Raw genomic sequence first — 25,735 nt, forward strand, 5'->3', positions numbered from 1 at the left:
AGCCGGCCGAGTTCGTCGTACACCCACTGCTGCTGGCGCACCAGGCTGCCGCTGGCGTCCTTCAGCCGTTGCGCCGTGCGGTTGCCCTGGGCGTCCACGTCGTATTCCAGGCGCTCGCCGAGGTTGTTGACGATGGCCACCAGGCGCCGCGCATCGTCGTAGGTGTAGTCCAGCCAGCTGCCGTCGCCGCGGGTCAGGCGGGTGATCTGCCCGACCGCGTCATAGTCGAAGCGGGTGGTGCTGCCGGCGCGGCTGATGGAGGCCAGGCGCGCGTCGATGCCGCTGTAGGTCAGGGTGCTGACCACGCCGTTAGCGTCGGTGAGGGTACCGGGGTTGCCGCGCTCGTCGTGCCCGCCCAGGCGGGTGACGTGGCCCAGGGCATTGGTCACCGCGGTGAGGTTGCCCTTGGCGTCGTAGCTGTAGCGGGTGACGTCCTGCACGTCGGTGCGCGGGCCATCGGCACTCTCGACCAGGCCCAGGGCGTTGTAGCTATAGGACCAGCTGCGCTCGGCGGCCTGGACACCCAGGCTCAGGAAACAGGCCAGGGCAAGCGCCCCAAGCCGGAAGGTTTGTGGCTTACGCATGATCGACATCCTTGTTCAGTGAGTGGAGAAGGTCTGGCTGGTCTGCCGACCTTGTTCGTCGTACTGGTAGCGGATGGTTCGTCCGGGCTCCTCCACCTGGCTCGGCAGGTAGAAGCGGGGATGCCACTGCGTGAGGATGGTGCGTTCCTGGGGCGCGCCCAGGGCTTCGCGGCGCGAGGTCTCCAGTCCGCGCTCGTTGTATTCGTAGGTGGTGACGTTGCCGTTGTTGTCCGTACGACGCTTCAAAAGACCGCGCTCGTCGTAGGCGAAGGTGGAGTTGCTGGCAGGGCAGTTCGGCGAAGGCTCGCCCTCAACGGCTACCAGCTTGCGAATCCCCTGGATCACCTGAAAACGGTAGGTGGCCTTCTTGCCGTATTCGTTGGTGACCGTGGTCGAGCCGTCCTGGTTGTATGCCAGAACGATTCTCTCGGCGCCATTGGCGTGCTCGCTGGAAATGGCACGCCCCTGGCTGTCGTATGTCCAAGTTGCGTAGCGGACTCCGTTTTCGTCGACGATGCCAGTCAGGAATCGGGGATACAGTTTGTTCTCATGGAGATAGCGGCGTTCCCCGGTACTACCCTGGCCGAATCGCTTGACGCCGATCAGGCGCCTGGTCGAGTCATAGGCATAATCCACTGTCGAATCCGCTGCCACGAAGGACAATGGCTGATACTTCTCGTCCTGGGTGAACCTGAAGCTTTTGCCATGATCATCCGTGACCGTTATCTCCGCGGCCGAATAATCCAGCGCCACGCCTCTCCCTGATGCGTCCCGCCAGGACAACAGGCGCCCCTGCCCATCGAACGTGCCCTGCTCCTGGTCAGCCGAGGCGAACAGCCATTTTCCCACCTCATGCTTCAAGCTGCCCAACTCATCGGCCGGAGGTGTGGCCACGTTACCGGCCAGTGCAAATTCGACTTCTCTTCCGTCCGCATGGACAAGGCGAATGCTGGTCTTTCCCACGACCAGGCGCGTCGAGAAGTTATGCCGCCAGTATCCGTCGAAGCTGTTGTACGCTCTGGCGAACTCCATGAGCGGCGAAGACTTGTCGAGATAGTCGACCTCCCGCTGATACTTGTTCCCGACGGCCAGGTTGATCGGATTCCCGATGCAGGCTTCCGGAGGTGGCGCCCCCTTGTTCTTCGCCTGGGTCACCTCGGGATCGTAGGTCACGGTCATAGTGTCCGATGCGGAACAACTACCCGCGCTACCGCTGACGAATAGAAAATTCTGCCCCGGCCTCAGCCTGACCGGCACACCGCGACTCTCGAGAAAGGAAACCGCAGCGGTAAATGAGCCGGAATAACTGAAGAAGGGGACGCCATTGAGCGTGGCAGTCACCGTTCCCTGATCGCCTTCCTGGGCATTCGCCCCGCCTTGGCCATAGACGGTAATACCCGGACTGCGAACCGTTGCGCCATCCCCTGGAGAGGTGAAACTCAACGAACAGGCCTGGGCCGTGAACGGCGCCATGACCGCGACCGCAAGCAGAGTGAACCTGTGCATACGCCTACCTCCATGTGCTGAATTGACCGACCACACAGTGGTAAATCCATCAGCCCAAGGAGCGATGTCAGACGCATGTAAAGAAGTATTTCAAGACGAAAGATCAGGCCACGCTGAACAGACAATGCTCATTAGAAGGAAAACAGAAGAAAATGATTGAATTGATCTTTCACCAAGAAAGGCAACCAAGGAGAGAGAAATAATTAATTACATACGCCAGCAGCAAAGAATTTCCGCATGCACAAAAGAAAAATAAAGAACAGAACGCAACCCTATACATGAGTCGCAAGTATCAAAGGGAACAACAGATTTAATCTGTAGGAAACTCCCTCAAATCATATCCATACCTAGAGTAGCGACAGCCCTCTCCTGTTTCGTCCAAATTCAAATGCGAGCTTCTATCACCCGCACCAGGCTCGGCATGCGCCCGCGCGGCAGGCACAGCTCGGCGCCGTGCACCTGCGGGTCGAGCACCTCTACGCCGCTGAAGCCGCAGCCGCGGAAGGCCGCGGCTATTTCCGCCTCGCTGCGGTAGTGCAGCGGGTAGCCGCCGCGGGTCAGCCGGCCGATCAGGCCGACGCCCCAGCGGATCTGCCGGTAGCGCGGGTGCTCGCGCAGGTCGGGGTAGAGTTCGGTGAGGTAGGTGGCCGCCGGGAAGTCGGCCAGGGCCGCCGCCAGGCGCGTCCAGAAGCCCTCGATCAGCGGGCGCTGGAAGTAGTTCACCAGGCCCTCGGTGATCACCACCAGCGGGCGCTGGCGGTCGAGCTGGGCGAAGAGCGCAGCCAGGGTGTGCGGGCCGTCCTCGGCGAGGATGTCCACGGGGTGCACCCGGTGCCGTTCATCCAGCCAGCCCTGCTGCCGCAGCAGCGCCGACTTGCGCGCGGCCATGGGCGGCAGGTCCGCCTCCAGGTAGTCCAGCTGTGGATAACGCTGGCGGAAGCGCCTTCCCCGTGGCGACAGGCCGCAGGCGATCTCCACCACCTGGGTGACGCCGCTCTGCTCGATGGCCTGGCGCAGGCGCACGTCTATTAGCAGGTGGCGCTGCAGCAGGAAGTCCTCGATGTTCAGCCCGAAGCCCAGGCGCGCCCCCCAGGCGATCGGCGCCACGCAGCCGTGCACCCAGCGCCCGAAGGTGGTGGCGAAGGCCGGCTCGGCGAGCTTGTGACGGAACCAGACATAACCGGTGTAGTGCGCACTGGGGGTGATGTGCGCGCTGTCGCTGCGGACGCGTTCAGTCATGATTCAGTCTCTTGTTGTTATCATCCGCCAGCCTAAGAGCGTCCTGGTACCCACGACAATCCCATGCCTGCCGATCCCATCCTTGGTTTGCCCTGGCCCGATGCACGGCCGCTGCCCCACGCCTTCTTCGACCGCGACGCCCTGCTGGTGGCACGCCAGCTGCTGGGCAAGGTGATCCGCCACCGCGTCGGCGACCTCTGGCTGTCCGCCCGGATCATCGAGACCGAAGCCTATTACCTGGCCGAGAAAGGCAGCCACGCGTCCCTCGGTTACACCGAGAAACGAAAGGCCCTGTTCCTCGACGGCGGGCACATCTACATGTACTACGCCCGCGGCGGCGACTCGCTGAACTTCAGCGCCGGCGGCGCCGGCAACGCGGTGCTGATCAAGTCCGGCCACCCGTGGCTGGACCGCGTCAGCGGCGACGCAGCCCTGGCCCGCATGCGCCAGCTCAACCCCGCCGCCGATGGCGGCGAGCGCCCGCTGGGCAAGCTCTGCGCCGGCCAGACCCTGCTGTGCAAGGCCATGGGCCTCAAGGTGCCGGACTGGGACGCCCGCCAGTTCGACCCGCAGCGGCTGTTCGTCGACGACCTCGGCGACACCCCGGCCCAGGTCATCCAGACCACCCGGCTGGGCATCCCCCACGGCCGCGACGAGCACCTGATGTACCGCTTCGTCGACGCCGCCTTCGCGCCCTTCTGCACGCGAAACCCGCTGCGCCGCGGCCAGGTCGAAGGACGCGACTACTACCTGCTGGACAGCTCGGAAGCCCACCGCACATGAGCCTGGAACTCTTCAACCAATGGATCGCCAGCCACCCGCAATGGCTGGGGCTGATCGTCTTCCTCGTGGCCTTCATCGAATGCGCGGCGGTGGTCGGCCTGGTGCTGCCCGGCGTGGTGATGCTCTTCGCCATCGCCGTGCTGGCCGGCGGCGGCGCCCTGGGCCTGGGGCAGACGCTGCTGCTGGCCTTCGCCGGCGGGCTGCTGGGCGACCTCTGCTCGTACGGCCTCGGCCGCCGCTTCCACCAGGACATCCGCCGCCTGCCGCTGCTGCGCCACCACCCGGAATGGCTGGCCGGCGCCGAGGGCTTCGTCGCCCGCTACGGCGTCGCCAGCCTGCTGGTGGGCCGCTTCATCGGCGCCCTGCGGCCCTTCCTGCCGCTGGTGGCGGGCATGCTCGACATGCCTTTCGGGCGCTTCCTGGCGGTGTCCATCCTGGCCGCCGCCGGCTGGTCGGTGGCCTACCTGCTGCCCGGCTGGACCACCGGCGCAGCCCTGCGCCTGCCGCTGCCCGAAGGCTTCTGGCCGGAAATGGCGGTGATCGCCGGCGGCCTGGCGGTGCTCGGCGGTGCGCTGATCCACGCCTGCCTCAGGCGGCGCCACGGCACCGCGCTGATCGCCGCGGGCCTTAGCGCCGCCCTGCTGCTAGGCATCCTGGTCGGCTGGCCGCACCTGGACGCCCTCGACCACGGCCTGATGACGCTGATCCAGCAGGAGCGCAGCCCGCTGCTGAACCACGTCATGGTGGCGGTGACGCGCCTGGGCGACTTCCGCACCCAGGTGATCGTCGGCGTGATCGTCAGCGTGCTGCTGCTGGGCCTGGGCAAGTGGCGCCACGCGCTGTTCGCCGGTGGCACCCTGCTGGCCACGGCGCTGCTCAACACCACCCTCAAGCATTTCTTCGGCCGCGCCCGCCCGGAGGTGATCGCCGACCCGCTGAGCGCCTTCAGCATGCCCAGCGGGCACAGCTCGGCCTCCTTCGCCTGCTTCCTGGTGCTGGGCGTGCTGGCCAGCCGCGAGGGCTCGCCGCGGGTGCGCCTGACCTGGCTGCTGCTGGCCATGCTGCCGGCCGCCTGGATCGCCGGCTCGCGCCTGTACCTGGGCGCGCACTGGCCCAGCGACGTGATCGCCGGCGCCCTGCTGGCCGCCGCCGTGTGCGCCGCCGTGCTCTGGGCCAGCCAGCTGCGCCAGCCGCTGCAGGCCCTGCCCGGGCGCGTCTGGTGGTGCCTGGTGCCGGCCCTGCTGCTGGTGTTCTCGGTGTCGGTCGGCTGGGACCTGAGCCACGCGGTGGCGCGCTACCGTCCGCTCTGAGCCTCAATGCCAGGGCGCGCCGCGCATGTGCTCGGCGCAGCGCTGCTGGATGAACTCGCGCAGCAGGGTCACCGGCGGGCTCAGCTGCGCGCGGTGGGTGCAGAACAGGTTCAGCGGCGCCGCCTCGCCCGGGTAGTCGCCCAGGGCCACTTCCAGGCGCCCGGCGCGCACGTCGGCGGCCACGTCCAGCCAGGACTTGTAGACCAGCCCGCAGCCGGCCACGGCCCAGCGCCGCACCACGTCGGCATCGTCGCAGACACGGTCGCCGCCCACCTCCACCGTCTGCTCGCCGAAGCTCCAGCGCTCGTGCACCCGGCCGCCGAGCATGTACAGCAGGCAGTTGTGCCGCGCCAGGTCCTGCGGCTGGCGCGGCCGGCCGCGGCGCGCGAAGTAGGCCGGCGCGCCGCACAGCACGCGGCGGTTGTCCGCCGCCAGGGGCAGCGCCACCAGGCTGGAGTCCGACGGCAGGCCGAGGCGGATGGCCACGTCCACCGGCTGGCGGTAGAGGTCGGCCTGGCGGTCGCTGATCAGCAGGCGCAAGCTCAGCCGCGGGTGCAGCGCCTGGAACTCGTCGAGCCAGGGCAGCAGCACGTTGCGCCCCAGGTCCGAGGGCGCCGAGACCTGCAGCGGCCCGGCGATCTCGCTGCGCCCGCCGGCCAGTAGCTGGCGGCCCTCCTCCAGGCTCTGCAGCGAGGCCCGCGCATGGGCCAGGAACAGCTCGCCCTCGGCGGTCAGCCGCAGGCTGCGGGTGGAGCGGGCGAACAGGCGCGCCTGCAGGGCCGCCTCCAGGCGCTTGAGGGCGGCGCTGGCCACCGCCGGCGAGGCTTCCAGCTCGCGGGCCGCGGCGGACAGGCTGCCCCGCTCGGCGGTACGGACGAACAGGCGGAGGTCGTCGAAGCGCAGCATTTTCAAAATTCTTTTGAAAGAGACTTTCTTCCTACGCGGTTTTTCTTCGCAACGAAAGAGCGGAGGATGCGCCCATCCCCCACTGCCGCAAGGAAACCTCCCGATGAGCAGCCCCCTCACCCTGATCGCCATCATCCGCGCCAAGCCCGGCCGCGGCGACGCCCTGCAGGCCCGCCTGGCCGATCTGCGCATCCCCTCGCGGGCCGAACCCGGCTGCATCCAGTACGACCTGCACCGCGACCGCAAGGACGCCGACCTGATCTACATGATCGAGCAGTGGCGCGACGCGGCCGCCCTCGCCGAGCACGAGGCCAGCGAGCACTTCCAGGCCTTCGTCGCGGCGTCCCGGGCCGACCTGGCCGAACTCGACATCCGCCTGATGAACCGCATCGACTGAGGAGCCGCCCGCATGAAAGCCATCGGTTACACCCACAGCCGCCCGATCGCCGCCGACGACGCCCTGCTCGACATCCAGCTGCCGGAGCCCACCCCCGGCCCGCGCGACCTGCTGGTGGAAGTCCGCGCCATTTCCGTCAACCCGGTGGACACCAAGGTGCGCCAGCGCGCGGAGCCGCAGGCCGGCGAGTACAAGGTGCTGGGCTGGGACGCCGCCGGCGTGGTCCGCGCGGTGGGCAGCGAGGTCAGCCTGTTCCGCCCCGGCGACGAGGTGTTCTACGCCGGCGACCTGACCCGCCCGGGCAGCAACGCCGAGCTGCAGTTGGTGGACGAACGCATCGTCGGCGCCAAGCCGGCCAGCCTCGACTTCGCCCAGGCCGCGGCCCTGCCGCTGACCAGCATCACCGCCTGGGAACTGCTGTTCGAGCGCCTGCAGATCGCCGAGGGCCCGGGCAGCACCGGGCAGAGCCTGCTGATCGTCGGCGCCGCCGGCGGCATGGGCTCCATCCTCACCCAGCTGGCCCGGCGGCTGACCGGCGCCACCGTGATCGGCACCGCCTCGCGGGCGGACACCCAGCAATGGGTGCGCGACCTGGGCGCGCACCACGTGATCGACCACGGCAAGCCGCTGAGCGAGGAACTGCAGCGCATCGGCATCGGCCAGGTCACCCACGTGGCCAGCCTGACGCACACCGACAGCCACCTGGAGCAGATAGTCGCCAGCCTGCGCCCGCAGGGCCGCCTGGGCCTGATCGACGACCCGGCGAGCCTGAACGTGGGCCTGCTCAAGCAGAAGAGCCTGTCGCTGCACTGGGAGTTCATGTACACCCGCTCGATGTTCCAGACCGACGACATGATCGAGCAGCACCGCCTGCTGCAGCGCGTGTCGAGCCTGGTCGACCAGGGCGTGCTGCGCACCACCCTGGGTGAGCACTTCGGCCGCATCGACGCCGCCAACCTGCGCCGCGCCCACGCGCTGCTGGAAAGCGGCAAGGCCAAGGGCAAGATCGTGCTGGAAGGGTTCTGAACGGCGGGACCGCGCCTGGCCGACGGAAACGGCGGATAACGCCTGGGGCGTTATGCGCCCTACGGGCGAACGACGAGGTTGGAGCTGGCGTAGGGCGGATAACCGTTCGCGGTTATCCGCCGCCTGACCTTGGCCCCAGGCGCGCTCCGCATTCAACCTGAACACCCGCCTCGGCGCATAACGCCTGCGGCGTTATGCGCCCTACGGGCGGTCAGCCGTCTTCGCGTTGGCGAGCAGGCGGCAGAGCTTTTCGGTGGCGGCCAGCATGGCGTGGCTCGGCCGCTCCAGGTTGCGGTCCGGCAGCACCCACAGCTGGCCCAGGCGGGTGGCGCTGAGCTGCTTCATGGCCTGCCATTCCCCGGCCTGCTCGGCGGTGGGCGCCAGTATCACTTCCGGATCGCGTGCCAGCACGGCCTCCAGGCCCACCTGGGGCGCCGGCAGTTGCAGGTCGTCGAACAGGTTGCGCGCGCCGCAGACCTGCAGGGCGTCGCTCACCACCTGCTGCCCGCCGAGGGTATAGAGCGGGCGGTTCCAGACCTGGTAGAACAGCCGCAGCGGGCGCTCGCGGGCGTATTCCCGGCGCAGCTCGGCGATCCGCCCGCGGAAGTCCGCGGCCAGCGCAGCCCCCTTCTCCCCGGCGCCCAGCAGCGCGCCCAGTTCCTCCAGTTGCTTCGGGATGTCGTCCAGCCGGTGCGGCTCGGCGACGTAGAGCGTCAGCCCGAGATTCCTCAACCGCGCCATCTGCGCCTCGGGAATGCTCCCGGGCCAGACCAGCACCAGGTCCGGCCGCAGGCTGAGCAGGCGTTCCAGGTTCAGTTGCCCGTAGCGCCCCAGCGACGGCAGCGCCGCCAGTTGCGCCGGGCGCGCGTCGCCGTCGAGCACGCCCACCAGGCGCGCGCCGGCACCCAGCTCCAGGACGCTGTCGGTCATCGAGGGGGCGAGGCTCACCACCCGCTGCGCCGCCAGCGAGGGCAGGCCGAGCGCTAGCAGCAGGGCGGCGAGCAGGATGCGCATCAGAGCAACTGGCGCGGCAGGCGGTACAGCCAGAGGATCAGCAGGCTGGTCAGCCCGAGGAGGATCAGCGCCACGCCGGAGAGGTCGGTGAAGCAGGCCAGCGCGCCGATCCAGGCCGGCAGGCTGGCACCGAGGGCGCCGTTGCGCCGGGTGCGCGCCAGCTTCGCCCAGGCGGCGGGCTCTGCGGCCGTGTCCCGGGCCTTGCCGGCGTCGATCAGGGCGAGCTTGTAGCGGCGGAACAGCGGCAGGGTGAAGTACATCGAGACCAGCGCGGCGACGTACAGCGGGGTGGCCAGCACGGCCAGGGCATCCACCTCGAAGCCCCACAGCAGCAGCGCCAGCAGCGGCCCGAGGGCCAGCGCCAGGTGCAGCCACCAGAGCCTGCCCAGGCGGCCGAACTCGGCGGCGCGGTTCACTGCGCCTCGATCTCCGCCTCGCCCTGGTGCAGCTCGCCGAGCATGTGCCCGAGCTTGCCGGCCTTGGTCGCCAGGTAGCGCTTGTTGTGCGGGTTCAGGCCCTTCTGCAGGGGTACGCGCTCGGCCACGGTGAGGCCATAGCCTTCCAGCGCCTTCACCTTGCGCGGGTTGTTGGTCATCAGCTTCAGCGAGCACACGCCCAGGTGCTGCAGCATCGGCAGGCACATGGCGTAGTCGCGCTGGTCGGCGCCGAAGCCCAGCTTGAGGTTGGCCTCGACGGTGTCCGCGCCTTCGTCCTGCAGGGCATAGGCGCGGATCTTGTTCAGCAGGCCGATGCCGCGGCCTTCCTGGCGCAGGTAGAGCAGCACGCCGCGGCCCTCGCGGGCGATGGCCGAGAGCGCGCCTTCGAGCTGGAAGCCGCAGTCGCAGCGCAGGCTGAACAGGGCATCGCCGGTCAGGCATTCGGAATGCAGGCGACCGAGCACCGGCTGGCCGTCGTCGAGGGTGCCCATGGTCAGGGCGACATGTTCCTTGCCGGTTTCCTCGTCGAGGAAGCCATGCATGGTGAATTCGCCGAAGGGGGTGGGCAGCTTGGAGGCGGCGACGAACACGACGGACACCGGAAACTCCTGAAAGTCAGACAGTAGTAAGGAGCCGGCATTGTAACAGCAGTGCCGGGGCGACCGTCATTGCGAAATCCGCAACTTGGCTATCGAAGCCATCGATAGGTCGATGGCGCGATGACCGGCTCAATGCTTGGACTGGATGTACATCATCCCCTGCTCTTCCCGCCAACCCACGCGGTTGAGGAAGCTCATGCCCAGCAGGATCTCGGTGGGGAACTCGCCTTCCAGCACGCTGGCGTCGACGCCCAGCACCTCGATGCCGCCGAGCTTCACGCTGTTCAGGCTGATGCGCCAGCCCTTGACGGTGCCGCTGGCGGTGGAGGCGACCATGGGCTTGCCGACCACCCGGTAGTCGATGCCCAGGCGGCGCGCCTGGCCTTCGTTCATCGCCACCGTGGTGGCGCCGGTATCGACCAGGAACTGGGCGTTCTGGCCGTTGATCGAGCCGGACACCCAGTAGTGCCCGCCGGTGCCGCGGGCGATGCTCATTTCCTGCACCGGCGCCGGGGCCGAGTAGCCGCTGGCGTTGTATTCGCGGCTCAGCTCGTAGGTCTTCTCGACGCCGCCCACGCGCAGCACCGCCTTGCGGCTGTCGGCGCTGACCACCTGCACGCCCTGGGGCCCGGTCTCGCCGACGCGGAGGAACTTGCGCTGGCCGTCGATGTTGACCACCGCGGCGTTGGGGAACAGCCCCACCACCCACACCTGCGGGGCGGCGAGGGCCACGCTGGCGGCAAGGGCGAGGCTCAGGGCGGACAGCAGGCGCAGCATGATGGGGCTCCTTGTCGGCTGGCGCGAAGGTGGCGCCACGTTACACCGGCGCCGCTGCGCCGTCAGTGATTCAGTCGGCTGTTGTCAGACCAGCCAGGTGGCCCAGGCCCAGACCAGCCCCTGCATGGCCAGCCAGGCGAAGACCCCGGCGAGGACGTCGTCGAGCATGATGCCCACGCCGCCGTGCACGTGGCGGTCGACCCAGCGGATCGGCCAGGGCTTGAGGATGTCGAAGAAGCGGAACACCAGGAAGCCCACCAGCAGCCACCACCAGCCCTCGGGCACCAGCCAGAGGGTGATCCACATGCCGACCATCTCGTCCCAGACGATGCCTTCGTGGTCGTGCACGCGCAGGTCGTCGGCGACCTTGCCGCACAGCCAGAAGCCGAACAGCATGGTCAGCCCCAGCATCAGCCAGTAGCCCCAGTCCGGCAGCAGCTGCCACAGCGGGACGAACGGGATGGCCACCAGCGAGCCCCAGGTGCCGGGGGCCTTGGGCAGGGTCCCGGAGCCGAAGCCGAAGGCCAGGAAATGCCAGGGGTTGCGCCAGACCGACGGCGGTACGGGCTGGGCGGGGGCTTGGTCGGGATGTTCGGGCACTGCGGTCACTCCGTGAAATGCAGGTAGCCGCCCTGGCGCGGCGTGATGTCGTGGCCGCCGGCGTCCAGCACGCGCACCCCGCTGCCGGTCTCGACGCGGCCGACGGCCGCCAGCTGCGGCCAGTGCGCCTGCAGGGCCGGCAACTCGACGGGTGGCAGGGTGAAGGCGATGACGTAGTCGTCGCCGGCGCCGAGCTTGGCCTGCAGCGCGCGCTCGGCGCCCAGCAGGCGTTCCAGCGGCGCGCTGGCCGGCAGGCGTTCGGCCTCGATGACCAGGGCCACGCCGGAGGCGCGGGCGATGTGGCCGCAGTCGGCGAGCAGGCCGTCGGACACGTCCAGCGCCGCCGTGGCGCGGCCGCGCAGGGCTTGGCCGAGGGCCAGCTGCGGCTGCGGCGCCCAGTAGCGCGCCAGCAGCGGCTCGGCCACTTCGGGTTCGGCGGCCAGGCGGCCGAGCACCAGCTCCAGGGCGCCGCCGGCCTCGCCGACCGCGCCGCCGACGCAGAGCAGGTCGCCCGGGCGGGCGCCGCTGCGGGTCAGCGCCTGGCCGGCGGGGACCTGGCCGAACACGGTGAGGGTCATGCTCAGCGGGCCGCGGGTGGTGTCGCCGCCCACCAGCGCCAGGCCGCAGGCCGCGGCCATGCGGTTCAGGCCCAGGGCGAAGGCTTCCAGCCAGGCCGGGTCGGCCTCGGGCAGGGTCAGGGCGAGGGTGAAGGCCAGGGGCGTGGCGCCCATGGCCGCCAGGTCGCTGGCGGAAACCGCCAGGGCACGCTGGCCGAGCAGGAAGGGATCGCACAGCGCGGGGAAATGCACGCCGGCCACCAGGGTGTCGGTGGACACCGCCAGTTGCTGGCCGGCGGCCGGCGCCAGCAGGGCGCAGTCGTCGCCGATGCCCAGGGCCACGCCATCGGCCGCGGCCGCACAGGCGGCCGCGGCGAAATAGCGGCGGATCAGTTCGAACTCACCCATGCCTTGCGGCGGGCTCAGCGCTTGGCGCCGCGCAGCTCGGCGGCGCGCAGGCGCGGCGCCAGCTTGTCCAGCACACCGTTGACGAACTTGTGGCCGTCGGTGGCGCCGAAGGTCTTGGCCAGCTCGATGCCTTCGTTGATCACCACCTTGTAGGGCACGTCCAGGCGGTTGCGCAGCTCGTAGGTGGCCAGGCGCAGGATGGCCAGCTCGACCGGGTCGATCTCTTCCAGCGGGCGATCCAGGCAGGGGGTGAATGCCTGGTCCAGCTCGGTCTTCAGGCGCGGCACGCCGTGGAGGATCTCGTGGAAGTAGGCGCCGTCGACGTCGCCGAAGTCGTTGTCGGTGCGGAAGGTCGCCTCGATCTCGTTCAGCGGCTGGCCGGCCATCTGCCAGGAATACAGGGCCTGCACCGCGAGGCTGCGGGCCTTGCGGCGCATGGCGATCTTGTTGGGCTTGGCCGGCTTGGACGGGGCGCCGTTGTCGTTGCTGCTCACTTGGCCTCCAGCTGCGACAGCAGGCTCACCATTTCCAGGGCGGACAGCGCGGCCTCGGCGCCCTTGTTGCCGGCCTTGGTGCCGGAGCGCTCGATGGCCTGCTCGATGGAGTCCACGGTCAGCACGCCGAAGGCCACCGGCACGCCGAACTGCAGGGAAACCTGCGCCAGGCCCTTGGTGCACTCGCCGGCAACGTATTCGAAGTGCGGGGTGCCGCCACGGATCACCGCGCCGAGGGCGATGATGGCGTCGAACTCGCCGCGCTGGGCGACTTTCTGGGCGACCAGGGGGATCTCGAAGGCGCCCGGGGCGCGGATGATGGTGATGTCGCCTTCGGCGACGCCGTGGCGCACCAGCGCATCGATGGCGCCTTGCACCAGGCTTTCCACCACGAAGCTGTTGAAGCGGCCAACCACCAGGGCGAAGCGGCCTTTGGGGGCGATGAAGGTACCTTCGATGGTCTTCAGGGTCATGGACAGGTCTCGTCTGTTAAAGAGCTAAAGCGTCGGCGACGCTCCGCGAAATCAGGGTAGAAGAACACTGCCACCGTGCCAGGGCACGGCGGCGCGGGTTCATTCGGCGGGCAGGTATTCTACAACTTCCAGGTCGAAACCGGATATCGCGTTGAAGCGCATCGGCGCCGACATCAGGCGCATCTTGCGCACGCCCAGGTCGCGGAGGATCTGCGAACCGGCGCCGACGGTGCTGTAGGTGGTGGTGGGCTTGGGCGCCGGCGCGCTGGCGGCGATCTCGCGCACGTGGGCCAGCAGGTCCTCGCCGCCGATCTGGTGGCCCAGCAGCAGCACCACGCCGCTGCCGGCCTCGGCCACCTTGGCCATGGCCGCGCGCAGGCTCCAGCGCCCGGCCTGGTTGACCATCAGCAGGTCGCGCAGCGGGTCCATGTTGTGCACCCGCACCAGGGTCGGCTCTTCCGCGCAGATGCTGCCGAGGGTCAGCGCCAGGTGCACCTCGCCCTCCACCGAGTCGCGGTAGGTGATCAGGTTGAACTGGCCCAGCTCGGTGTCCAGCGGCTGCTCGGCGAGGCGCTCGACGGTGCGCTCGTGGATCAGCCGGTAGTGGATCAGGTCGGCGATGGTGCCGATCTTGATGCCGTGCTGCTCGGCGAAGGCTTCCAGTTCCGGGCGGCGGGCCATGCTGCCGTCGTCGTTCATGATCTCGCAGATCACCCCGGAGGCCTCGAAGCCGCCCATGCGCGCCAGGTCGCAGGCCGCCTCGGTGTGGCCGGCGCGGGCCAGCACGCCGCCGGGCTGGGCCATCAGCGGGAAGATGTGGCCGGGGCTGACGATGTCGGCGGCCACCGCTTCCTTCGCGGCGGCGGCCTGCACGGTGCGGGCGCGGTCGGCGGCGGAGATGCCGGTGGTGACGCCCTCGGCGGCCTCGATGGAGACGGTGAACTTGGTGCCGAAGCCCGAGCCGTTGCGCTGCACCATCAGCGACAGGCCCAGGCGCTCGCAGCGCTCGCGGGTCATCGGCATGCAGATCAGGCCGCGGGCGTACTTGGCCATGAAGTTGATGTCTTCGGTGCGTACGCACTCGGCGGCCATGATCAGGTCGCCTTCGTTCTCGCGGTCCTCGTCATCCATGAGGATGACCATCTTGCCTTGGCGGATGTCTTCGACCAGTTCTTCGATGCTGTTGAGTGCCATCTGGGCAGCTCCTGTCAATGCTTCATGAAGCCGTTTTCGGCCAGGAATGCTTCGGTGATGCCGCTGGCGGCGGGCTCGGCGGCCTTGTCGCCGAGCAGCAGGCGCTCCAGGTAGCGCGCCAGCAGGTCGACTTCGAGGTTCACCTGATGGCCCGCGCGGTAGTCGCCCATGATGGTCTCGCCCAGGGTGTGCGGGACTATGGTCAGCTCGAACTCGGCGCCGTTCACCGCGTTCACCGTGAGGCTGGTGCCGTCGACGGTGATCGACCCCTTGAGGGCGATGTACCTGGCCAGCTCGCGCGGCGCGCGCACGGTGAACTGGATGGCGCGGGCGTTGTCCTCGCGCTTGACGATCTCGCCGACGCCGTCGACGTGGCCGCTGACCAGGTGGCCGCCCAGGCGGGTGGTGGGGGTCAGGGCCTTCTCCAGGTTGACGCGGCTGCCGACCTTGAGCTGGGCGAAGGCGGTGCGCGCCAGGGTCTCGCGGCTGACGTCGGCCCAGAAGCCGTCGCCGGGCAGCTCCACGGCGGTCAGGCAGATGCCGTTGACGGCGATGCTGTCGCCGAGCTTGACGTCGGAAAGGTCGAGCTTGCCGGTCTGGACGTAGAGGCGCACGTCACCGCCCTTGGGGGTGATCGAGCGGATGCTGCCGATGGCTTCGATTATGCCGGTGAACATGGGGCCTCCCGGACGGCGCAATGCGGTTGCGCGCAGGCGTGCCGGCCGGCGTGAGCCAGCGCAGTGGAAACGAAGGGGTGATGCATGGTGCTGAAACTCCTGTTTTGGGAAAAACAGGGCATACCGATCGAAGGGACACGACGCGCAGGCGTGCAGACGCACCTTGCGCAGGTTCATCCCGTTCTCTCTTCATCCGGACTGTTACCGTCGGCCCCGGAATCGCACCGGGTCTGCTGACCTTGCCGCTGCGGCGGTGGCCGGTCGTGGCAAGCGCTCGCGGGCTAGACGCATTGCGCGCCATCACCGCCGGTGGGGACTTGCACCCCGCCCTGAGAACGTCAATCGCGGTCATTACAGCGTTGACCGCGTGTGGCGTTTTACCACAGGCCGGCGCAAGTCGGAAGGTTCAGTTTGCCACCCCGTCGCATTCGCAAGGGGGGCACAGTCCATTCCGTCAGACCGGCCGCGCCGTGACCAGCCAGTCGTCGCCCACGGCGCGGATGTCGGCGATCTTCAGCGCGCGGGCCTCGGCCATCTTCTCCAGCGGCAGCTCCAGCAGCGGGCGGGCACTGGAACCCAACAGCTTGGGTGCGATGAAGATCAGGTATTCATCCACCAGCCCAAGGCGGGCGAAAGCCCCGGCCAGGCGCGGGCCGGCTTCCACCAGCACCTCGTTGGCGCCGCGCGCGCCCAGCTCGGCGAGCAGCTTCGCCAGGTCGACGTGGCCGTCGGCACCGGGCAGCACCAGCAGTTCGCGGCCCTCGCCGGCGAAGCCGTCGCGTTCGGCGCAACTGGCCACCAGCGCCGGGCCGGCCTGGTAGAAGGCGGCGCCAAGCGGCACCCGCAGGCGGCCGTCCACCAGCACGCGCAGCGGCTGGCGCGCGGCGGCCAGGGCGGTCTGCTCGGCGTCCAGGCCCAGCTCGTCGGGGCGCACGGTCAGGCGGGCAGCGTCCAGCAGCACGGTATCCGCGCCGGAAAGCACCACGCTGGAGCGCGCGCGCAGGCGCTGCACGGCGCGGCGCGCGGCGGCGCCGGTGATCCACTGGCTTTCGCCGCTGGCCATGGCGGTGCGCCCGTCCAGGCTCATCGCCAGCTTGACGCGGACGAACGGCAGGCCGGTCTCCATGCGCTTGATGAAGCCGCCGTTGACCTCGCGGGCCTCGGCCTCCAGCACGCCGCAGGCCACCTCGATGCCGGCCTCGGCCAGGCGCCGCAGCCCCTGCCCGGCGACCTGCGGGTTGGGGTCCTGCATGGCCGCCACCACGCGGGCGACGCCGGCTTTCACCAGGGCATCGGCGCAGGGCGGGGTGCGGCCGAAGTGGCTGCAGGGTTCCAGGGTGACGTAGGCGGTGGCGCCGCGGGCGGCGTCGCCAGCCTGGCGCAGCGCGTGGACCTCGGCATGGGGTTCGCCGGCGCGTACGTGCCAGCCCTCGCCGATCACCTGGCCGTCCTTGACGATCACGCAGCCGACGCGGGGGTTGGGGTGGGTGGAGTACAGCCCCTTGCGCGCCAGCTCCAGGGCGCGGGCCATGTGGGCCTGGTCGACGGCGCTCATTCCTTGGACGGCTCCCGGGCCAGGCGCTCGATCTCCTCGCGGAACTCGTTGAGGTCCTGGAAGCGCCGGTACACCGAGGCGAAGCGGATGTAGGCCACCTCGTCGAGCTTCTGCAGCTCGCCCATCACCAGCTCGCCCAGCACCCGCGACTTCACCTCGCGCTCGCCGGTGGCGCGCAGCTTGTGCTTGATGTGGGCGATGGCCTCCTCCAGGCGCTCGACGCTGACCGGGCGCTTCTCCAGCGCGCGCTGCATGCCGGCGCGCAGCTTGTCCTCGTCGAACGGCTGGCGGCTGCCGTCCTGCTTGATCAGCCGCGGCATGACCAGCTCGGCGGTCTCGAAGGTGGTGAAGCGCTCGCCGCAGGCCAGGCACTCGCGGCGGCGGCGGACCTGGTCGCCCTCGGCGACCAGGCGCGAATCGATGACTTTGGTGTCGTGGGCACCGCAGAAGGGACAATGCATGGCAGGGAATGGCCCGACGAAATGGATGTCAATGGTAGCCCATCCGCCCCTCCCCGAGACAAGCCGCACGCTTTAGGCTATACAGGCGCCGCCCTGGAACCCGTCGCGAGGGATTTCGCCCATGCCGCTCCGCCTTCTCTGCCTGTTCGCCCTGGCCCTGCTGGCCGCCTGTTCGAGCAAGCAACCCGCTCCGCAGCCGCCTTCCGCCAGCGCCCCGGCCAAGGCCGCCGTGGCGCCCCTGCCGGCCAACCAGCGCGAGCTGTCCGGGGTGCTCACCAGCAGCCGCGGCGCCCTGCCCGACGGCGCCGAGGTGGAACTGGCGCTGCTGCTGATGGACGAGCGCGACCGCCCGCAGCGCGCCCTGGCCAGCCTGGAGCTGGTGGGCAACGGCGGCGCCCTGCCCTTCAGCCTGCGCTACGACCCCAGCGACTTTCCCAGCGGCGGCCGCATCGAACTGCACGTGCGGGTGGCACAGAACGGCCAGCTGGCCTGGCGCCTGCGCCCGCTGACCATCGCCCCCGGGCAGTCCCGGGCCCTGGGCGAGCTGCGCCTGGAGCCGGCGCCGTGAAGGCCCCGCACGCCCTGCAGCAGGCCCTGGGCGAGCTGCTCGGCGACGCCCGCCTGGGCGCCGAGCGCCTGCCCGGCACCGACATCGCCCTGTGGCTGATCGATGCGCAGAACATGGACCGCCAGTTCAGCCCCGACGAGACCCGCCGCATCCTCGAGGAGCCGCCCTACTGGTGCTTCTGCTGGGCCAGCGGCCTGGCCCTGGCGCGCTGGCTGGCCGAACGCCCGCAGTGGGTGGCCGGCAAGCGCGTGCTGGACTTCGGCGCCGGCTCCGGCATCGCCGCCATCGCCGCGGCCAGGGCCGGCGCCGCCGAGGTGGTGGCCTGCGACCTGGACCCGCTGGCCCTGGCCGCCAGCCGCGCCAACGCCGAGCTGAACGGCGTGCGGCTGAGCTACTCGGAAGACTTCTTCGGCGAAGAGGACCGCTACGACCTGATCCTGGTGGCCGACGTGCTCTACGACCGCGCCAACCTGCCGCTGCTCGACGCCTTCCTCGGCAAGGGCCGCGAGGCGCTGGTGGCCGACTCGCGGGTGCGCGACTTCCAGCACCCGCTGTACCGGCGCCTGGACATCCTCGACGCCTGCACCTGGCCGGACCTGGCCGAGCCCCACGAATTCCGCAAGGTCAGCCTCTACCACGCCAATCGCCCCTTGTAGGAGCGGGCCCTGCCCGCGATTCGCGCGCAGGGCGCGCTCCTACAGGAACCCAGGGCGCGGCGCGGCATTGCCTTGTTTCCGTCCGCCGCGCCCCCACTTATAGTGACCAGCATCCTTTCGCCCCTTTCGCCCGACGAGAGCCCCCATGAGCGACACGCCCTACATCTTCGACGTCACCAGCGCCGACTTCGACCAGTTGGTGATCCAGAACTCCTTCCACAAGCCGGTGCTGGTCGACTTCTGGGCCGACTGGTGCGCGCCCTGCAAGGCGCTGATGCCGATGCTGGCGCAGGTCACCGAGTCCTACCAGGGCGAGCTGCTGCTGGCCAAGGTCAACTGCGACGTCGAGCAGGACATCGTCATGCGCTTCGGCATCCGCAGCCTGCCCACCGTGGTGCTGTTCCGCGACGGCCAGCCGGTCGACGGCTTCGCCGGCGCGCAACCCGAATCGGCGGTGCGGCAGATGCTGGAGCAGCACGTGCAGCCGCCGGCGGCCCCCGCCGGCAACCCGCTGGACGCCGCCGAGGCCGCCTTCGCCGAGGGCCGCTTCGCCGAGGCCGAGTCGCAGCTCAAGGCCCTGCTGGGCGAAGACAACAGCAACGCCGCGGCGCTGATCCTCTACGCCCGCTGCCTGGCCGAGCGCGGCGAACTGGGCGAAGCCGAGACGGTGCTGGACGCGGTGAAGAGCGACGAGCACAAGGCCGCCCTGGCCGCCGCCCGCGCCCAGCTGACCTTCCTCCGCCAGGCCGCCGACCTGCCCGACGCCGCCACCCTGAAGAGCCGCCTTGCGGCCGACGCCGGCGACGACGAGGCGGCCTACCAGTTGGCCGTGCAGCAACTGGCCCGGCAGCAGTACGAGGCGGCGATGGACGGCCTGCTGCGCCTGTTCCAGCGCAACCGCGGCTATGGCGAGGACCTGCCGCGCAAGACCCTGGTGCAGGTGTTCGACCTGCTGGGCAACGAGCATCCGCTGGTGATTGCCTATCGGCGGAAGCTGGCCAATCTGCTGTATTGAGTGGCGGGGTTCGTGCGAACGGTGCCAACCGGCTGCTCCGATGCTGGGCTTGGCGCCTTTCCCTCTCCCCAGCCCTCTCCCTGAAGGGAGAGGGGGCTTGTCCGTGCCGGTTGGAAGTAAGGTTTCAGTCGGCTATCACAGTGCCCGGCTAACGCCGAATTATCAGAAGACTCCGAACGGTTCCCTCTCCCTTCAGGGAGAGGGTTAGGGAGAGGGCGCTCTCATGCCTGGCATCGGCATGGCCGGGAAACTCCGTTCGCGAGCAAGCTCGCTCCTACGAAAAGCAAAAATCCAAAAGCCCCCTATTCCCCGACCCAGGTGAACACCTGGGTCCCCTCTCGCACCTCGATCTTCACGTTCGGGCTGTGCCGCAAGCGCACCAGCAGTCCCTTGGCCGCGCCGGCGCTGCCGGCCAGGGCGGCCAGTTCGTCCAGCAGTTGCGGGCCTTCGCGGCTGCCAGCCTGGCGCAGCAGGTCGCGGGCCGACTGCCAGAGGCGGTCGGCGCCGCTGGGCATGGCCGCCGGCGGGGTTTCCACGGGGGCGGCCGCGGCCGTTTGCGGCGCATGGCGCAACGCCACGCCCAGGCGCTGCCATTCCGCCTCGTCCAGTTCCAGGGTCAGGTCCACCGGCCAGTCGCCGATGCTTCCACGGATTCGCATGGTGGTCTCCTCCTGCATGGCGGCATGCTCCCATGCCGGCGCGGCCGCGCCAATCTCCCCGGGGACCTCTAGCCAGCGGCAATATTTCGTTATAACGTAACGCACCCTCGATTTCCCCACCGGAGAACGTCCATGCGCCCGCTGTTGCTCGCCCTCGCCCTGATCCCCTTCGCTGCCGCCCAGGCCCACGACGAACACGAGCACGGCAGCCTCGGCAAGCACGAGCATAGCGTGGCCCAGCTCAACGTCGCGCTGGACGGCAGCACCCTGGAGCTGGAAGTGGACAGCCCGGCGATGAACTTCGTCGGCTTCGAGCACCCGGCCAGCAGCGCCGCCGACCAGGCCACCGTGGCCGCCGCCCGCGCCCAGCTGGGCAAGCCGCTGGAACTGGTCCAGGCACCGGCCGCGGCCAAGTGCGGCGTCGCCGAGGTGGAGCTGGAAAGCCCGCTGTTCGGCAACGCCAAGGCCCATGACCACGACGACGATGGCGACGAGCACGAAGGCCACCAGCACAGCGACATCAACGCCCACTACAAGCTGACCTGCGCCGCACCCGAGGCCCTGACTAGCCTCGACTTCGCCCCGCTGTTCAAGCGCTTCCCCGGTACCCAGAAGCTGGTGGTGCAGTTGATCGGCCCGAATGGCCAGCAGGGCGCCGAACTGACCCCGGCCAGCAGCCTGCTGAAGTTCTGACGCGCCCCATGGACACCCTGCTCGAACTCCGCGACCTCGGCTTCGCCTGGCCCGGCCAGGCGGAGCTGCTGGACATTCCGCAGTTCACCCTCGGCCGCGGCGAGACGCTGTTCCTCAAGGGCCCCTCCGGCAGTGGCAAGACCACCCTGCTCGGCCTGCTGGGCGGCGTGCAGAGGCCGCAGCGCGGCAGCATCCGCCTGCTCGGCGAGGACCTGGCGCAGCTTTCCGCCGCGCGCCGCGACCACTTCCGCGTCGACCACACCGGCTACATCTTCCAGCAGTTCAACCTGCTGCCGTTCCTCTCGGTGCGGGAGAACGTCGAGCTGCCCTGCCACTTCTCGCGCAGCCGCGCGGCGCGCGCCCGCGAGCGCCACGGCAGCGTCGACGAGGCCGCCCGCGCCCTGCTCGCGCACCTGGGCCTGGGCGACGCCGGCCTGCTGCAGCGGCGCGCCGACAACCTCTCCATCGGCCAGCAGCAACGCGTCGCCGCGGCCCGCGCGCTGATCGGCCAGCCGGAGCTGGTGATCGCCGACGAGCCGACCTCGGCGCTGGACGCCGACGCCCGCGAAGCCTTCCTCCAACTGCTGTTCGCCGAGTGCCGCGCGGCCGGCGCCAGCCTGCTGTTCGTCAGCCATGACCAGGGCCTGGCGCCGCTGTTCGACCGCAGCCTGTCGCTGGCCGACCTCAACCGCGCCGCCACCGCCCCCGGGATCTGAGCATGTACCTGTTGCGCCTGGCCCTGGCCAGCCTTTCCAACCGCCGTTTCACCGCGTTGCTCACGGTCTTCGCCATCGCCCTCTCGGCCTGCCTGCTGCTGGCCGTGGAACGGGTGCGCAGCGAGGCCCGCGCCAGCTTCGCCAGCACCATCTCCGGCACCGACCTGATCGTCGGCGCGCGCTCGGGCTCGATCAACCTGCTGCTGTACTCGGTGTTCCGCATCGGCAACGCCACCAACAACATCCGCTGGGAGAGTTTCCAGACGGTCAAGGCCAGCCCGCTGGTGAAGTGGGCCATCCCCATCTCCCTGGGCGACTCGCACCGCGGCTACCGGGTGATGGGCACCGACACCGGCTACTTCGAGCACTACCGCTACGGCCGCGACCAGCAACTGCAGCTGGCCGAGGGCCGGCCCTTCGGCCAGGACCTGTTCGACGTGGTGCTCGGCGCCGAGGTGGCCGAGGCGCTGCACTACAAGCTCGGCGACCCTATCGTGCTCAGCCACGGCGTCAGCACCATCAGCCTGGTGCAGCACGACGACAAGCCGTTCACCGTGGTCGGCATCCTCAGGCGCACCGGCACCCCGGTGGACCGCACCCTGCACATCTCCCTGGCCGGCATGGAGGCGCTGCACGTCGACTGGAAGAACGGCGTGCCGGCCCGCGGCGCCGGCCGCATCAGCGCCGACCAGGCGCGCCACATGGACCTGCAGCCGACCGCCATCACCGCCTTCCTGCTCGGCCTGAAGAGCAAGGTGGCGACCTTCGCCCTGCAGCGGCAGATCAACGAATACGACGGCGAACCGCTGCTGGCGATCCTCCCCGGGGTGGCCCTGCAGGAACTCTGGGGGCTGATGGGCACGGCGGAGAAGGCGCTGTTCGTGGTCTCGCTGTTCGTCGTGCTGACCGGCCTGATCGGCATGCTCACCGCCATCCTCACCAGCCTCAACGAGCGCCGCCGCGAGATGGCCATCCTGCGCTCGGTGGGCGCGCGGCCCTGGCACGTGTTCAGCCTGCTGCTGGCCGAGGCCTTCGCCCTGGCGCTGGCCGGCGTGGCCCTCGGCCTGGGCCTGCTGTACGCCGGCATCGCCGCGGCCCAGGGCTACGTGCAGGCCAACTACGGCATCTTCCTGCCGCTGGCGGCGCCAAGCGCCTATGAGTGGTCGCTGCTGGGCGGCATACTGCTGGCCGCCCTACTGATCGGCTGCGTGCCGGCCTGGCGCGCGTACCGCCAGTCGCTGGCCGACGGCCTGTCGATCCGAATCTGAGTAGCCCCATGAAAACCACCGTCTCCGCCTTCCTCGCCCTGCTCCTGCTCGCCGCCGGCGCGGCCTGGGCCGGCACGCCGCAGACCCTGACCTGGCCGCAGCTGATCCCCGAGGGCGCGCCGCCGCCCCCGCCGCCGGTGCCGCTGCACGACATTTCCCAACTGAGCGACGCGCTCAACGCCGAAAGCGGCCCGGCGGCAAGGCAACAATCACCGGCGGCCCCGGTGGTCCAGGCGCTGGATGGCAAGGAGGTGAAGCTGCCCGGCTACATAGTGCCGCTGGACGTGGGCCAGGACGGCGAGGTCAACGAGTTCCTCCTGGTGCCCTACTACGGCGCCTGCATCCACGTGCCGCCGCCGCCTTCCAACCAGATCGTCTACGTGCACCAGGCCCGCGGCGTGAAGATGGACGAGCTGTACCAGCCCTACTGGGTGACCGGGCGCCTGCAGGTGAAGCACATCGACAGCGACCTGGCCCAGGCCGGCTACCAGCTCAAGGCCGACGAAGTGACGCCGTACGAATACGAAGGCGAGTAGCCTGCGACCATCCGCCGCAGGTATTACCCCTACGGCTCAGGGGGGCTTTATTGAGCTGAATCAAGAAGAATCGCTTAGCGCTGTCTACCATGATGCTCACCAACGCTTATTCCAAAATCATGGAGCATCACCATCATGCGCAAGTCCTGGCTCACCGCCTCCCTGCTCGCCGCCGCCGTCGCCACGCCGTTCGCCGTACAGGCTGCGGACATCCAGGGCCACAAGGCCGGTGACTTCATCGTCCGCGGCGGCTTCGCCACCGTCGACCCCAACGACGACAGCGGCAACCTCAAGCTCGACGGCGCCAAGGTCGGCGGCACCAAGGCCACCGTGGACAGCGACACCCAGCTGGGCCTGACCTTCAGCTACCTGCTCACCGACAAGATCGGCGTCGAGCTGGTGGCCGCCACCCCGTTCAACCACCAGGTCGACGTCAAGGGCCTCGGCCCGGGCCTGGACGGCAAGCTGGCCGACATCAAGCAACTGCCGCCGACCGTGCTGCTGCAGTACTACCCCATGGGCGGCACCAACTCCGCCTTCCAGCCCTACGGCGGCCTGGGCGTGAACTACACCACCTTCTTCGACGAAGACCTCGCCGGCTTCCGCAAGGACCAGGGCTTCAGCAACCTGAAGCTGCAGGACTCCTGGGGCCTGGCCGCGGAACTGGGCATGGACTACATGCTCAACGAACACGCGCTGGTCAACGTCGCCGTGTGGTACATGGACATCGACACCAAGGCCAGCGTCGACGGCCCCGGTGCTCTGGGCATCCAGAAAACCAAGGTCGACGTCGACGTCGACCCCTGGGTGTACATGATCGGTTTCGGCTACAAGTTCTAAGTCGGAAGTTCCACAAAAAGCCCTCGGCAATTGCCGGGGGCTTTTTTATTTCCATCTTTCATCAAGCACCGATCGGAATATCAAGGCCTGTTTCATGGAAACTTCTCCGCCCGAAATTTTCCCACCCCTATTTTCTTTGAAGAAATAACAAATTTTATCCGTTACCTACCCCACTGATAAGAATTGGCCTACGCCCCATCAGAAGATTCCTAATATTCGAAAACTCAGGAAGCAAGGAGAATTCACCTACCGAAAAACCTGCAACAAAGGAAAGCACCATGAAAAAACTCACTCTTCCCGCAACCGTCTTCCTCGCCCTGGTGGCCGGCGGCGCCCAGGCGGCAACCGGCGGCCAGATCAGCTTCACCGGCCACGTCCTGGAAGACACCTGCGACGTCAGCGTGAACGGCGGCGGCGCCGATGCCTCCATCAACCTGCCGTCGATCTCCACCAGCGAATTCGACACCGTCGGCTCCACCGCCGGCGAGCAGCGCTTCACCATCACCCTCAACGGCTGCTCCGTCGGCCAGACCTACAAGGTCGATTTCGGCTCGGCCAACATCAACCCGGGCACCGGCAACCTCACCTTCAACGGCGAAGCCCTGAGCATGTCCGGCATCGAGCTGCAGATCGCCAACGAGGAGCTGGAAGCCATCGACCTGCGTACCAATGACAACAGCACCAGCAAGCTCCTCGAAGAGGCCGGCCCGCTGGAGTTCGCCTACTACGCCCGTTACGTCCAGACCTCGGAGATCGTATCGGCCGGTACCGCCGACACCGCCCTGCTGTACTCCATCCGTTACGACTGACGGCCGCCCGGGTGCATCCCCCTCCCCCATCGGGGGATGCACCCGGCCTATCCATCACGCGCATGAACCTATCCACAGAAGTCCATACGCGGGTTGAATAAAGAACCGCACTTACAAGTTCCCCCGGCAACTTCGCCGAACGAAACTTGCCAGTACCCCGGCCCCGCCTAGACTCCACCGAAAGTCCTTCTTTATATGGAGAAGGAGGTTGACCCCGATGCGTCCCGCTACCCACTTAGTTCTGCTGATCGGTATTTGCCTGCTGGCCCTGCAGGCCAACGCCAGCATCGTCATCACCGGCACCCGCGTGGTCTATCCGGCCAGCGAGCGGGACATCACCGTCAATATCCGCAACACCGGCAAGACGCCCTCGCTGATCAAGGCCTGGGTGGACCACGGCAAGGGCACGCCGGGCGCCGACAGCCCGGGGCGCTCGCCCTTCATCGTCACGCCGCCGGTATCGCGGGTGGACCCGGACAAGGGCCTGCTGCTGCGCATCGCCAATATCGACCGGACGCTGCCCCAGGACCGCGAGTCGGTGTTCTGGCTGAACGTCCTGGAAGTGCCCTCCAGCAGCCCGGACAAGGCCGGCGCGGCCGCCAGCGGCAACAGCGCGGGCAAGCTGCAGGTGGCCTTCCGTTCGCAGCTCAAGCTGTTCTACCGCCCCGCGGCGCTCAAGGGCGCGGCCGCCGATGCGGCGCAGCAACTGAAGTGGCGCATCGCCGCCGAAGGCGGCAAGCGCGTCCTGCGCGCGGTCAACGACCAGCCCTACTCGGTGTCCCTGGCCCGCCTGCACCTGCGCTCGGGGGCCAGGCAATACGCCAACGACGACCTGGACATGGTCCCGGCCAAGGGCAGCTACGGCATCCCCCTGCCCGCGGACGCGGCGGCCTGGGCCAGGGCCGGCGCCAAGCTCCGCTACACCTGGATCAACGATTTCGGCGGCCTGATCGAGACCGAAGCCACCGTCGAGTAACC

Annotated in this window: 30 protein-coding genes, 1 pseudogene and 1 riboswitch; of the genes and pseudogenes, 14 read left to right on the top strand and 17 right to left on the bottom strand. The window is 68.9% G+C overall.

Features of this window, described 5'->3' with window-relative positions:
* The 3 genes and pseudogenes from CHC02_RS20925 to CHC02_RS20935 all read right to left on the bottom strand — a co-directional run.
* Window positions 1-584: pseudogene (locus tag CHC02_RS20925) on the bottom strand (RHS repeat protein); the annotation flags it as partial.
* 15 nt (window positions 585-599) lie between these two features.
* Window positions 600-2,090: a DUF6531 domain-containing protein gene (locus tag CHC02_RS20930; RefSeq protein ID WP_089393360.1), complete on the bottom strand. Its 1,491-nt coding sequence runs from the start codon at window positions 2,088-2,090 to the stop codon at window positions 600-602.
* Between the two features lie 384 nt (window positions 2,091-2,474).
* Complete coding sequence (locus CHC02_RS20935) at window positions 2,475-3,329, bottom strand: class I SAM-dependent methyltransferase (protein ID WP_089393361.1); 855 nt, start codon at window positions 3,327-3,329, stop codon at window positions 2,475-2,477.
* A 63-nt stretch (window positions 3,330-3,392) separates the two neighbouring features.
* Between CHC02_RS20935 and CHC02_RS20940 the strand changes: the two genes are divergently transcribed.
* Together CHC02_RS20940 and CHC02_RS20945 are read left to right on the top strand one after the other, a co-directional pair.
* Window positions 3,393-4,112: a DNA-3-methyladenine glycosylase gene (locus tag CHC02_RS20940; protein WP_089393362.1), complete on the top strand. Its 720-nt coding sequence runs from the start codon at window positions 3,393-3,395 to the stop codon at window positions 4,110-4,112.
* Window positions 4,109-5,422 carry a bifunctional DedA family/phosphatase PAP2 family protein gene (locus tag CHC02_RS20945; RefSeq protein WP_089393363.1) on the top strand — a complete coding sequence of 438 codons (1,314 nt, stop codon included), beginning with the start codon at window positions 4,109-4,111 and terminating at the stop codon, window positions 5,420-5,422. Before CHC02_RS20940 ends, CHC02_RS20945 begins: the two co-directional genes overlap by 4 nt.
* A 3-nt stretch (window positions 5,423-5,425) precedes the next feature.
* Here CHC02_RS20945 and CHC02_RS20950 read toward each other — a convergent pair whose 3' ends face one another.
* Window positions 5,426-6,328, bottom strand: coding sequence for a LysR family transcriptional regulator (locus CHC02_RS20950; RefSeq protein ID WP_089393364.1), 903 nt, complete (start codon window positions 6,326-6,328; stop codon window positions 5,426-5,428).
* Window positions 6,329-6,431: 103 nt separating this feature from the next.
* Here CHC02_RS20950 and CHC02_RS20955 point away from each other — a divergent pair, with 103 nt between their 5' ends.
* On the top strand, window positions 6,432-6,725 hold the full coding sequence (locus tag CHC02_RS20955; protein ID WP_089393365.1) for a putative quinol monooxygenase: 294 nt from the start codon (window positions 6,432-6,434) through the stop codon (window positions 6,723-6,725).
* Window positions 6,726-6,737: 12 nt separating this feature from the next.
* Complete coding sequence (locus CHC02_RS20960; protein ID WP_089393366.1) at window positions 6,738-7,751, top strand: zinc-binding alcohol dehydrogenase family protein; 1,014 nt, start codon at window positions 6,738-6,740, stop codon at window positions 7,749-7,751.
* A 201-nt stretch (window positions 7,752-7,952) separates the two neighbouring features.
* Here CHC02_RS20960 and CHC02_RS20965 read toward each other — a convergent pair whose 3' ends face one another.
* The 12 genes from CHC02_RS20965 to nrdR form a co-directional block, all read right to left on the bottom strand.
* On the bottom strand, window positions 7,953-8,765 hold the full coding sequence (locus CHC02_RS20965) for a cobalamin-binding protein (RefSeq protein ID WP_089393367.1): 813 nt from the start codon (window positions 8,763-8,765) through the stop codon (window positions 7,953-7,955).
* Window positions 8,765-9,181 carry an MFS transporter gene (locus CHC02_RS20970; RefSeq protein ID WP_089393368.1) on the bottom strand — a complete coding sequence of 139 codons (417 nt, stop codon included), beginning with the start codon at window positions 9,179-9,181 and terminating at the stop codon, window positions 8,765-8,767. Before CHC02_RS20970 ends, CHC02_RS20965 begins: the two co-directional genes overlap by 1 nt.
* Window positions 9,178-9,801 (bottom strand): GTP cyclohydrolase II, encoded by a 624-nt coding sequence (ribA, locus tag CHC02_RS20975; protein ID WP_089393369.1) that lies wholly within the window; start codon window positions 9,799-9,801, stop codon window positions 9,178-9,180. Before ribA ends, CHC02_RS20970 begins: the two co-directional genes overlap by 4 nt.
* Window positions 9,802-9,930: 129 nt before the next feature.
* Window positions 9,931-10,578: a retropepsin-like aspartic protease family protein gene (locus tag CHC02_RS20980; RefSeq protein ID WP_089393370.1), complete on the bottom strand. Its 648-nt coding sequence runs from the start codon at window positions 10,576-10,578 to the stop codon at window positions 9,931-9,933.
* An 84-nt stretch (window positions 10,579-10,662) separates the two neighbouring features.
* Window positions 10,663-11,178, bottom strand: a complete 516-nt coding sequence (locus CHC02_RS20985) for a phosphatidylglycerophosphatase A family protein (RefSeq protein ID WP_089393371.1) — start codon at window positions 11,176-11,178, stop codon at window positions 10,663-10,665.
* A gap of 5 nt (window positions 11,179-11,183) precedes the next feature.
* Entirely contained in the window at window positions 11,184-12,143 is a 960-nt protein-coding gene (thiL, locus tag CHC02_RS20990) for a thiamine-phosphate kinase (RefSeq protein WP_089393372.1), read from the bottom strand.
* Window positions 12,144-12,157: 14 nt separating this feature from the next.
* Complete coding sequence (gene nusB / locus CHC02_RS20995) at window positions 12,158-12,637, bottom strand: transcription antitermination factor NusB (protein WP_089393373.1); 480 nt, start codon at window positions 12,635-12,637, stop codon at window positions 12,158-12,160.
* Window positions 12,634-13,110, bottom strand: a complete 477-nt coding sequence (gene ribH / locus CHC02_RS21000) for a 6,7-dimethyl-8-ribityllumazine synthase (protein ID WP_043313777.1) — start codon at window positions 13,108-13,110, stop codon at window positions 12,634-12,636. Before ribH ends, nusB begins: the two co-directional genes overlap by 4 nt.
* Window positions 13,111-13,209: 99 nt before the next feature.
* The gene (gene ribBA / locus CHC02_RS21005) at window positions 13,210-14,304 is read right to left on the bottom strand and encodes a bifunctional 3,4-dihydroxy-2-butanone-4-phosphate synthase/GTP cyclohydrolase II (protein ID WP_089393374.1); all 1,095 of its coding nucleotides are present in this window, start codon (window positions 14,302-14,304) and stop codon (window positions 13,210-13,212) included.
* 14 nt (window positions 14,305-14,318) lie between these two features.
* Window positions 14,319-14,981, bottom strand: a complete 663-nt coding sequence (locus tag CHC02_RS21010; RefSeq protein WP_089393375.1) for a riboflavin synthase — start codon at window positions 14,979-14,981, stop codon at window positions 14,319-14,321.
* A 176-nt stretch (window positions 14,982-15,157) separates the two neighbouring features.
* Window positions 15,158-15,322: riboswitch (FMN riboswitch) on the bottom strand.
* Window positions 15,323-15,435: 113 nt separating this feature from the next.
* Window positions 15,436-16,536 (bottom strand): bifunctional diaminohydroxyphosphoribosylaminopyrimidine deaminase/5-amino-6-(5-phosphoribosylamino)uracil reductase RibD, encoded by a 1,101-nt coding sequence (gene ribD, locus CHC02_RS21015; RefSeq protein WP_089393376.1) that lies wholly within the window; start codon window positions 16,534-16,536, stop codon window positions 15,436-15,438.
* Entirely contained in the window at window positions 16,533-16,997 is a 465-nt protein-coding gene (gene nrdR, locus CHC02_RS21020; RefSeq protein ID WP_089393377.1) for a transcriptional regulator NrdR, read from the bottom strand. Before nrdR ends, ribD begins: the two co-directional genes overlap by 4 nt.
* A gap of 121 nt (window positions 16,998-17,118) precedes the next feature.
* On the opposite strand from nrdR, the gene CHC02_RS21025 reads away from it, so the two are divergent.
* From CHC02_RS21025 to trxA, 3 genes are all read left to right on the top strand, one after another.
* Window positions 17,119-17,565 (top strand): YbaY family lipoprotein, encoded by a 447-nt coding sequence (locus tag CHC02_RS21025; protein ID WP_089393378.1) that lies wholly within the window; start codon window positions 17,119-17,121, stop codon window positions 17,563-17,565.
* Window positions 17,562-18,221 carry a class I SAM-dependent methyltransferase gene (locus CHC02_RS21030; RefSeq protein WP_089393379.1) on the top strand — a complete coding sequence of 220 codons (660 nt, stop codon included), beginning with the start codon at window positions 17,562-17,564 and terminating at the stop codon, window positions 18,219-18,221. Before CHC02_RS21025 ends, CHC02_RS21030 begins: the two co-directional genes overlap by 4 nt.
* Window positions 18,222-18,366: 145 nt before the next feature.
* A complete protein-coding gene (gene trxA / locus CHC02_RS21035; protein ID WP_089393380.1) occupies window positions 18,367-19,236 on the top strand; it encodes a thioredoxin in 870 nt (289 codons plus the stop codon).
* A gap of 302 nt (window positions 19,237-19,538) precedes the next feature.
* Here the strand turns inward: trxA and CHC02_RS21040 are convergent, their stop codons facing one another.
* On the bottom strand, window positions 19,539-19,895 hold the full coding sequence (locus tag CHC02_RS21040) for a hypothetical protein (RefSeq protein ID WP_244160957.1): 357 nt from the start codon (window positions 19,893-19,895) through the stop codon (window positions 19,539-19,541).
* A gap of 132 nt (window positions 19,896-20,027) precedes the next feature.
* Here CHC02_RS21040 and CHC02_RS21045 point away from each other — a divergent pair, with 132 nt between their 5' ends.
* The 7 genes from CHC02_RS21045 to CHC02_RS21075 all read left to right on the top strand — a co-directional run bounded on the left by CHC02_RS21045 (window position 20,028) and on the right by CHC02_RS21075 (window position 25,733).
* Complete coding sequence (locus tag CHC02_RS21045) at window positions 20,028-20,588, top strand: DUF2796 domain-containing protein (RefSeq protein ID WP_089393382.1); 561 nt, start codon at window positions 20,028-20,030, stop codon at window positions 20,586-20,588.
* Between the two features lie 8 nt (window positions 20,589-20,596).
* A complete protein-coding gene (locus tag CHC02_RS21050; RefSeq protein ID WP_089393383.1) occupies window positions 20,597-21,304 on the top strand; it encodes an ABC transporter ATP-binding protein in 708 nt (235 codons plus the stop codon).
* Window positions 21,305-21,306: 2 nt separating this feature from the next.
* The gene (locus CHC02_RS21055) at window positions 21,307-22,572 is read left to right on the top strand and encodes an ABC transporter permease (RefSeq protein WP_089393384.1); all 1,266 of its coding nucleotides are present in this window, start codon (window positions 21,307-21,309) and stop codon (window positions 22,570-22,572) included.
* An 8-nt stretch (window positions 22,573-22,580) separates the two neighbouring features.
* Window positions 22,581-23,108, top strand: coding sequence for a DUF3299 domain-containing protein (locus tag CHC02_RS21060; RefSeq protein WP_089393385.1), 528 nt, complete (start codon window positions 22,581-22,583; stop codon window positions 23,106-23,108).
* A 135-nt stretch (window positions 23,109-23,243) separates the two neighbouring features.
* Window positions 23,244-23,948, top strand: a complete 705-nt coding sequence (locus CHC02_RS21065) for an OmpW/AlkL family protein (RefSeq protein WP_089393386.1) — start codon at window positions 23,244-23,246, stop codon at window positions 23,946-23,948.
* Between the two features lie 278 nt (window positions 23,949-24,226).
* The gene (locus tag CHC02_RS21070) at window positions 24,227-24,757 is read left to right on the top strand and encodes a fimbrial protein (RefSeq protein WP_089393387.1); all 531 of its coding nucleotides are present in this window, start codon (window positions 24,227-24,229) and stop codon (window positions 24,755-24,757) included.
* Window positions 24,758-24,974: 217 nt separating this feature from the next.
* Window positions 24,975-25,733, top strand: coding sequence for a fimbrial biogenesis chaperone (locus CHC02_RS21075; RefSeq protein WP_089393388.1), 759 nt, complete (start codon window positions 24,975-24,977; stop codon window positions 25,731-25,733).
* Window positions 25,734-25,735: the final 2 nt, after the last annotated feature.

Source organism: Pseudomonas delhiensis, from assembly GCF_900187975.1.
Taxonomy (GTDB): Bacteria; Pseudomonadota; Gammaproteobacteria; order Pseudomonadales; family Pseudomonadaceae; genus Pseudomonas; species Pseudomonas delhiensis.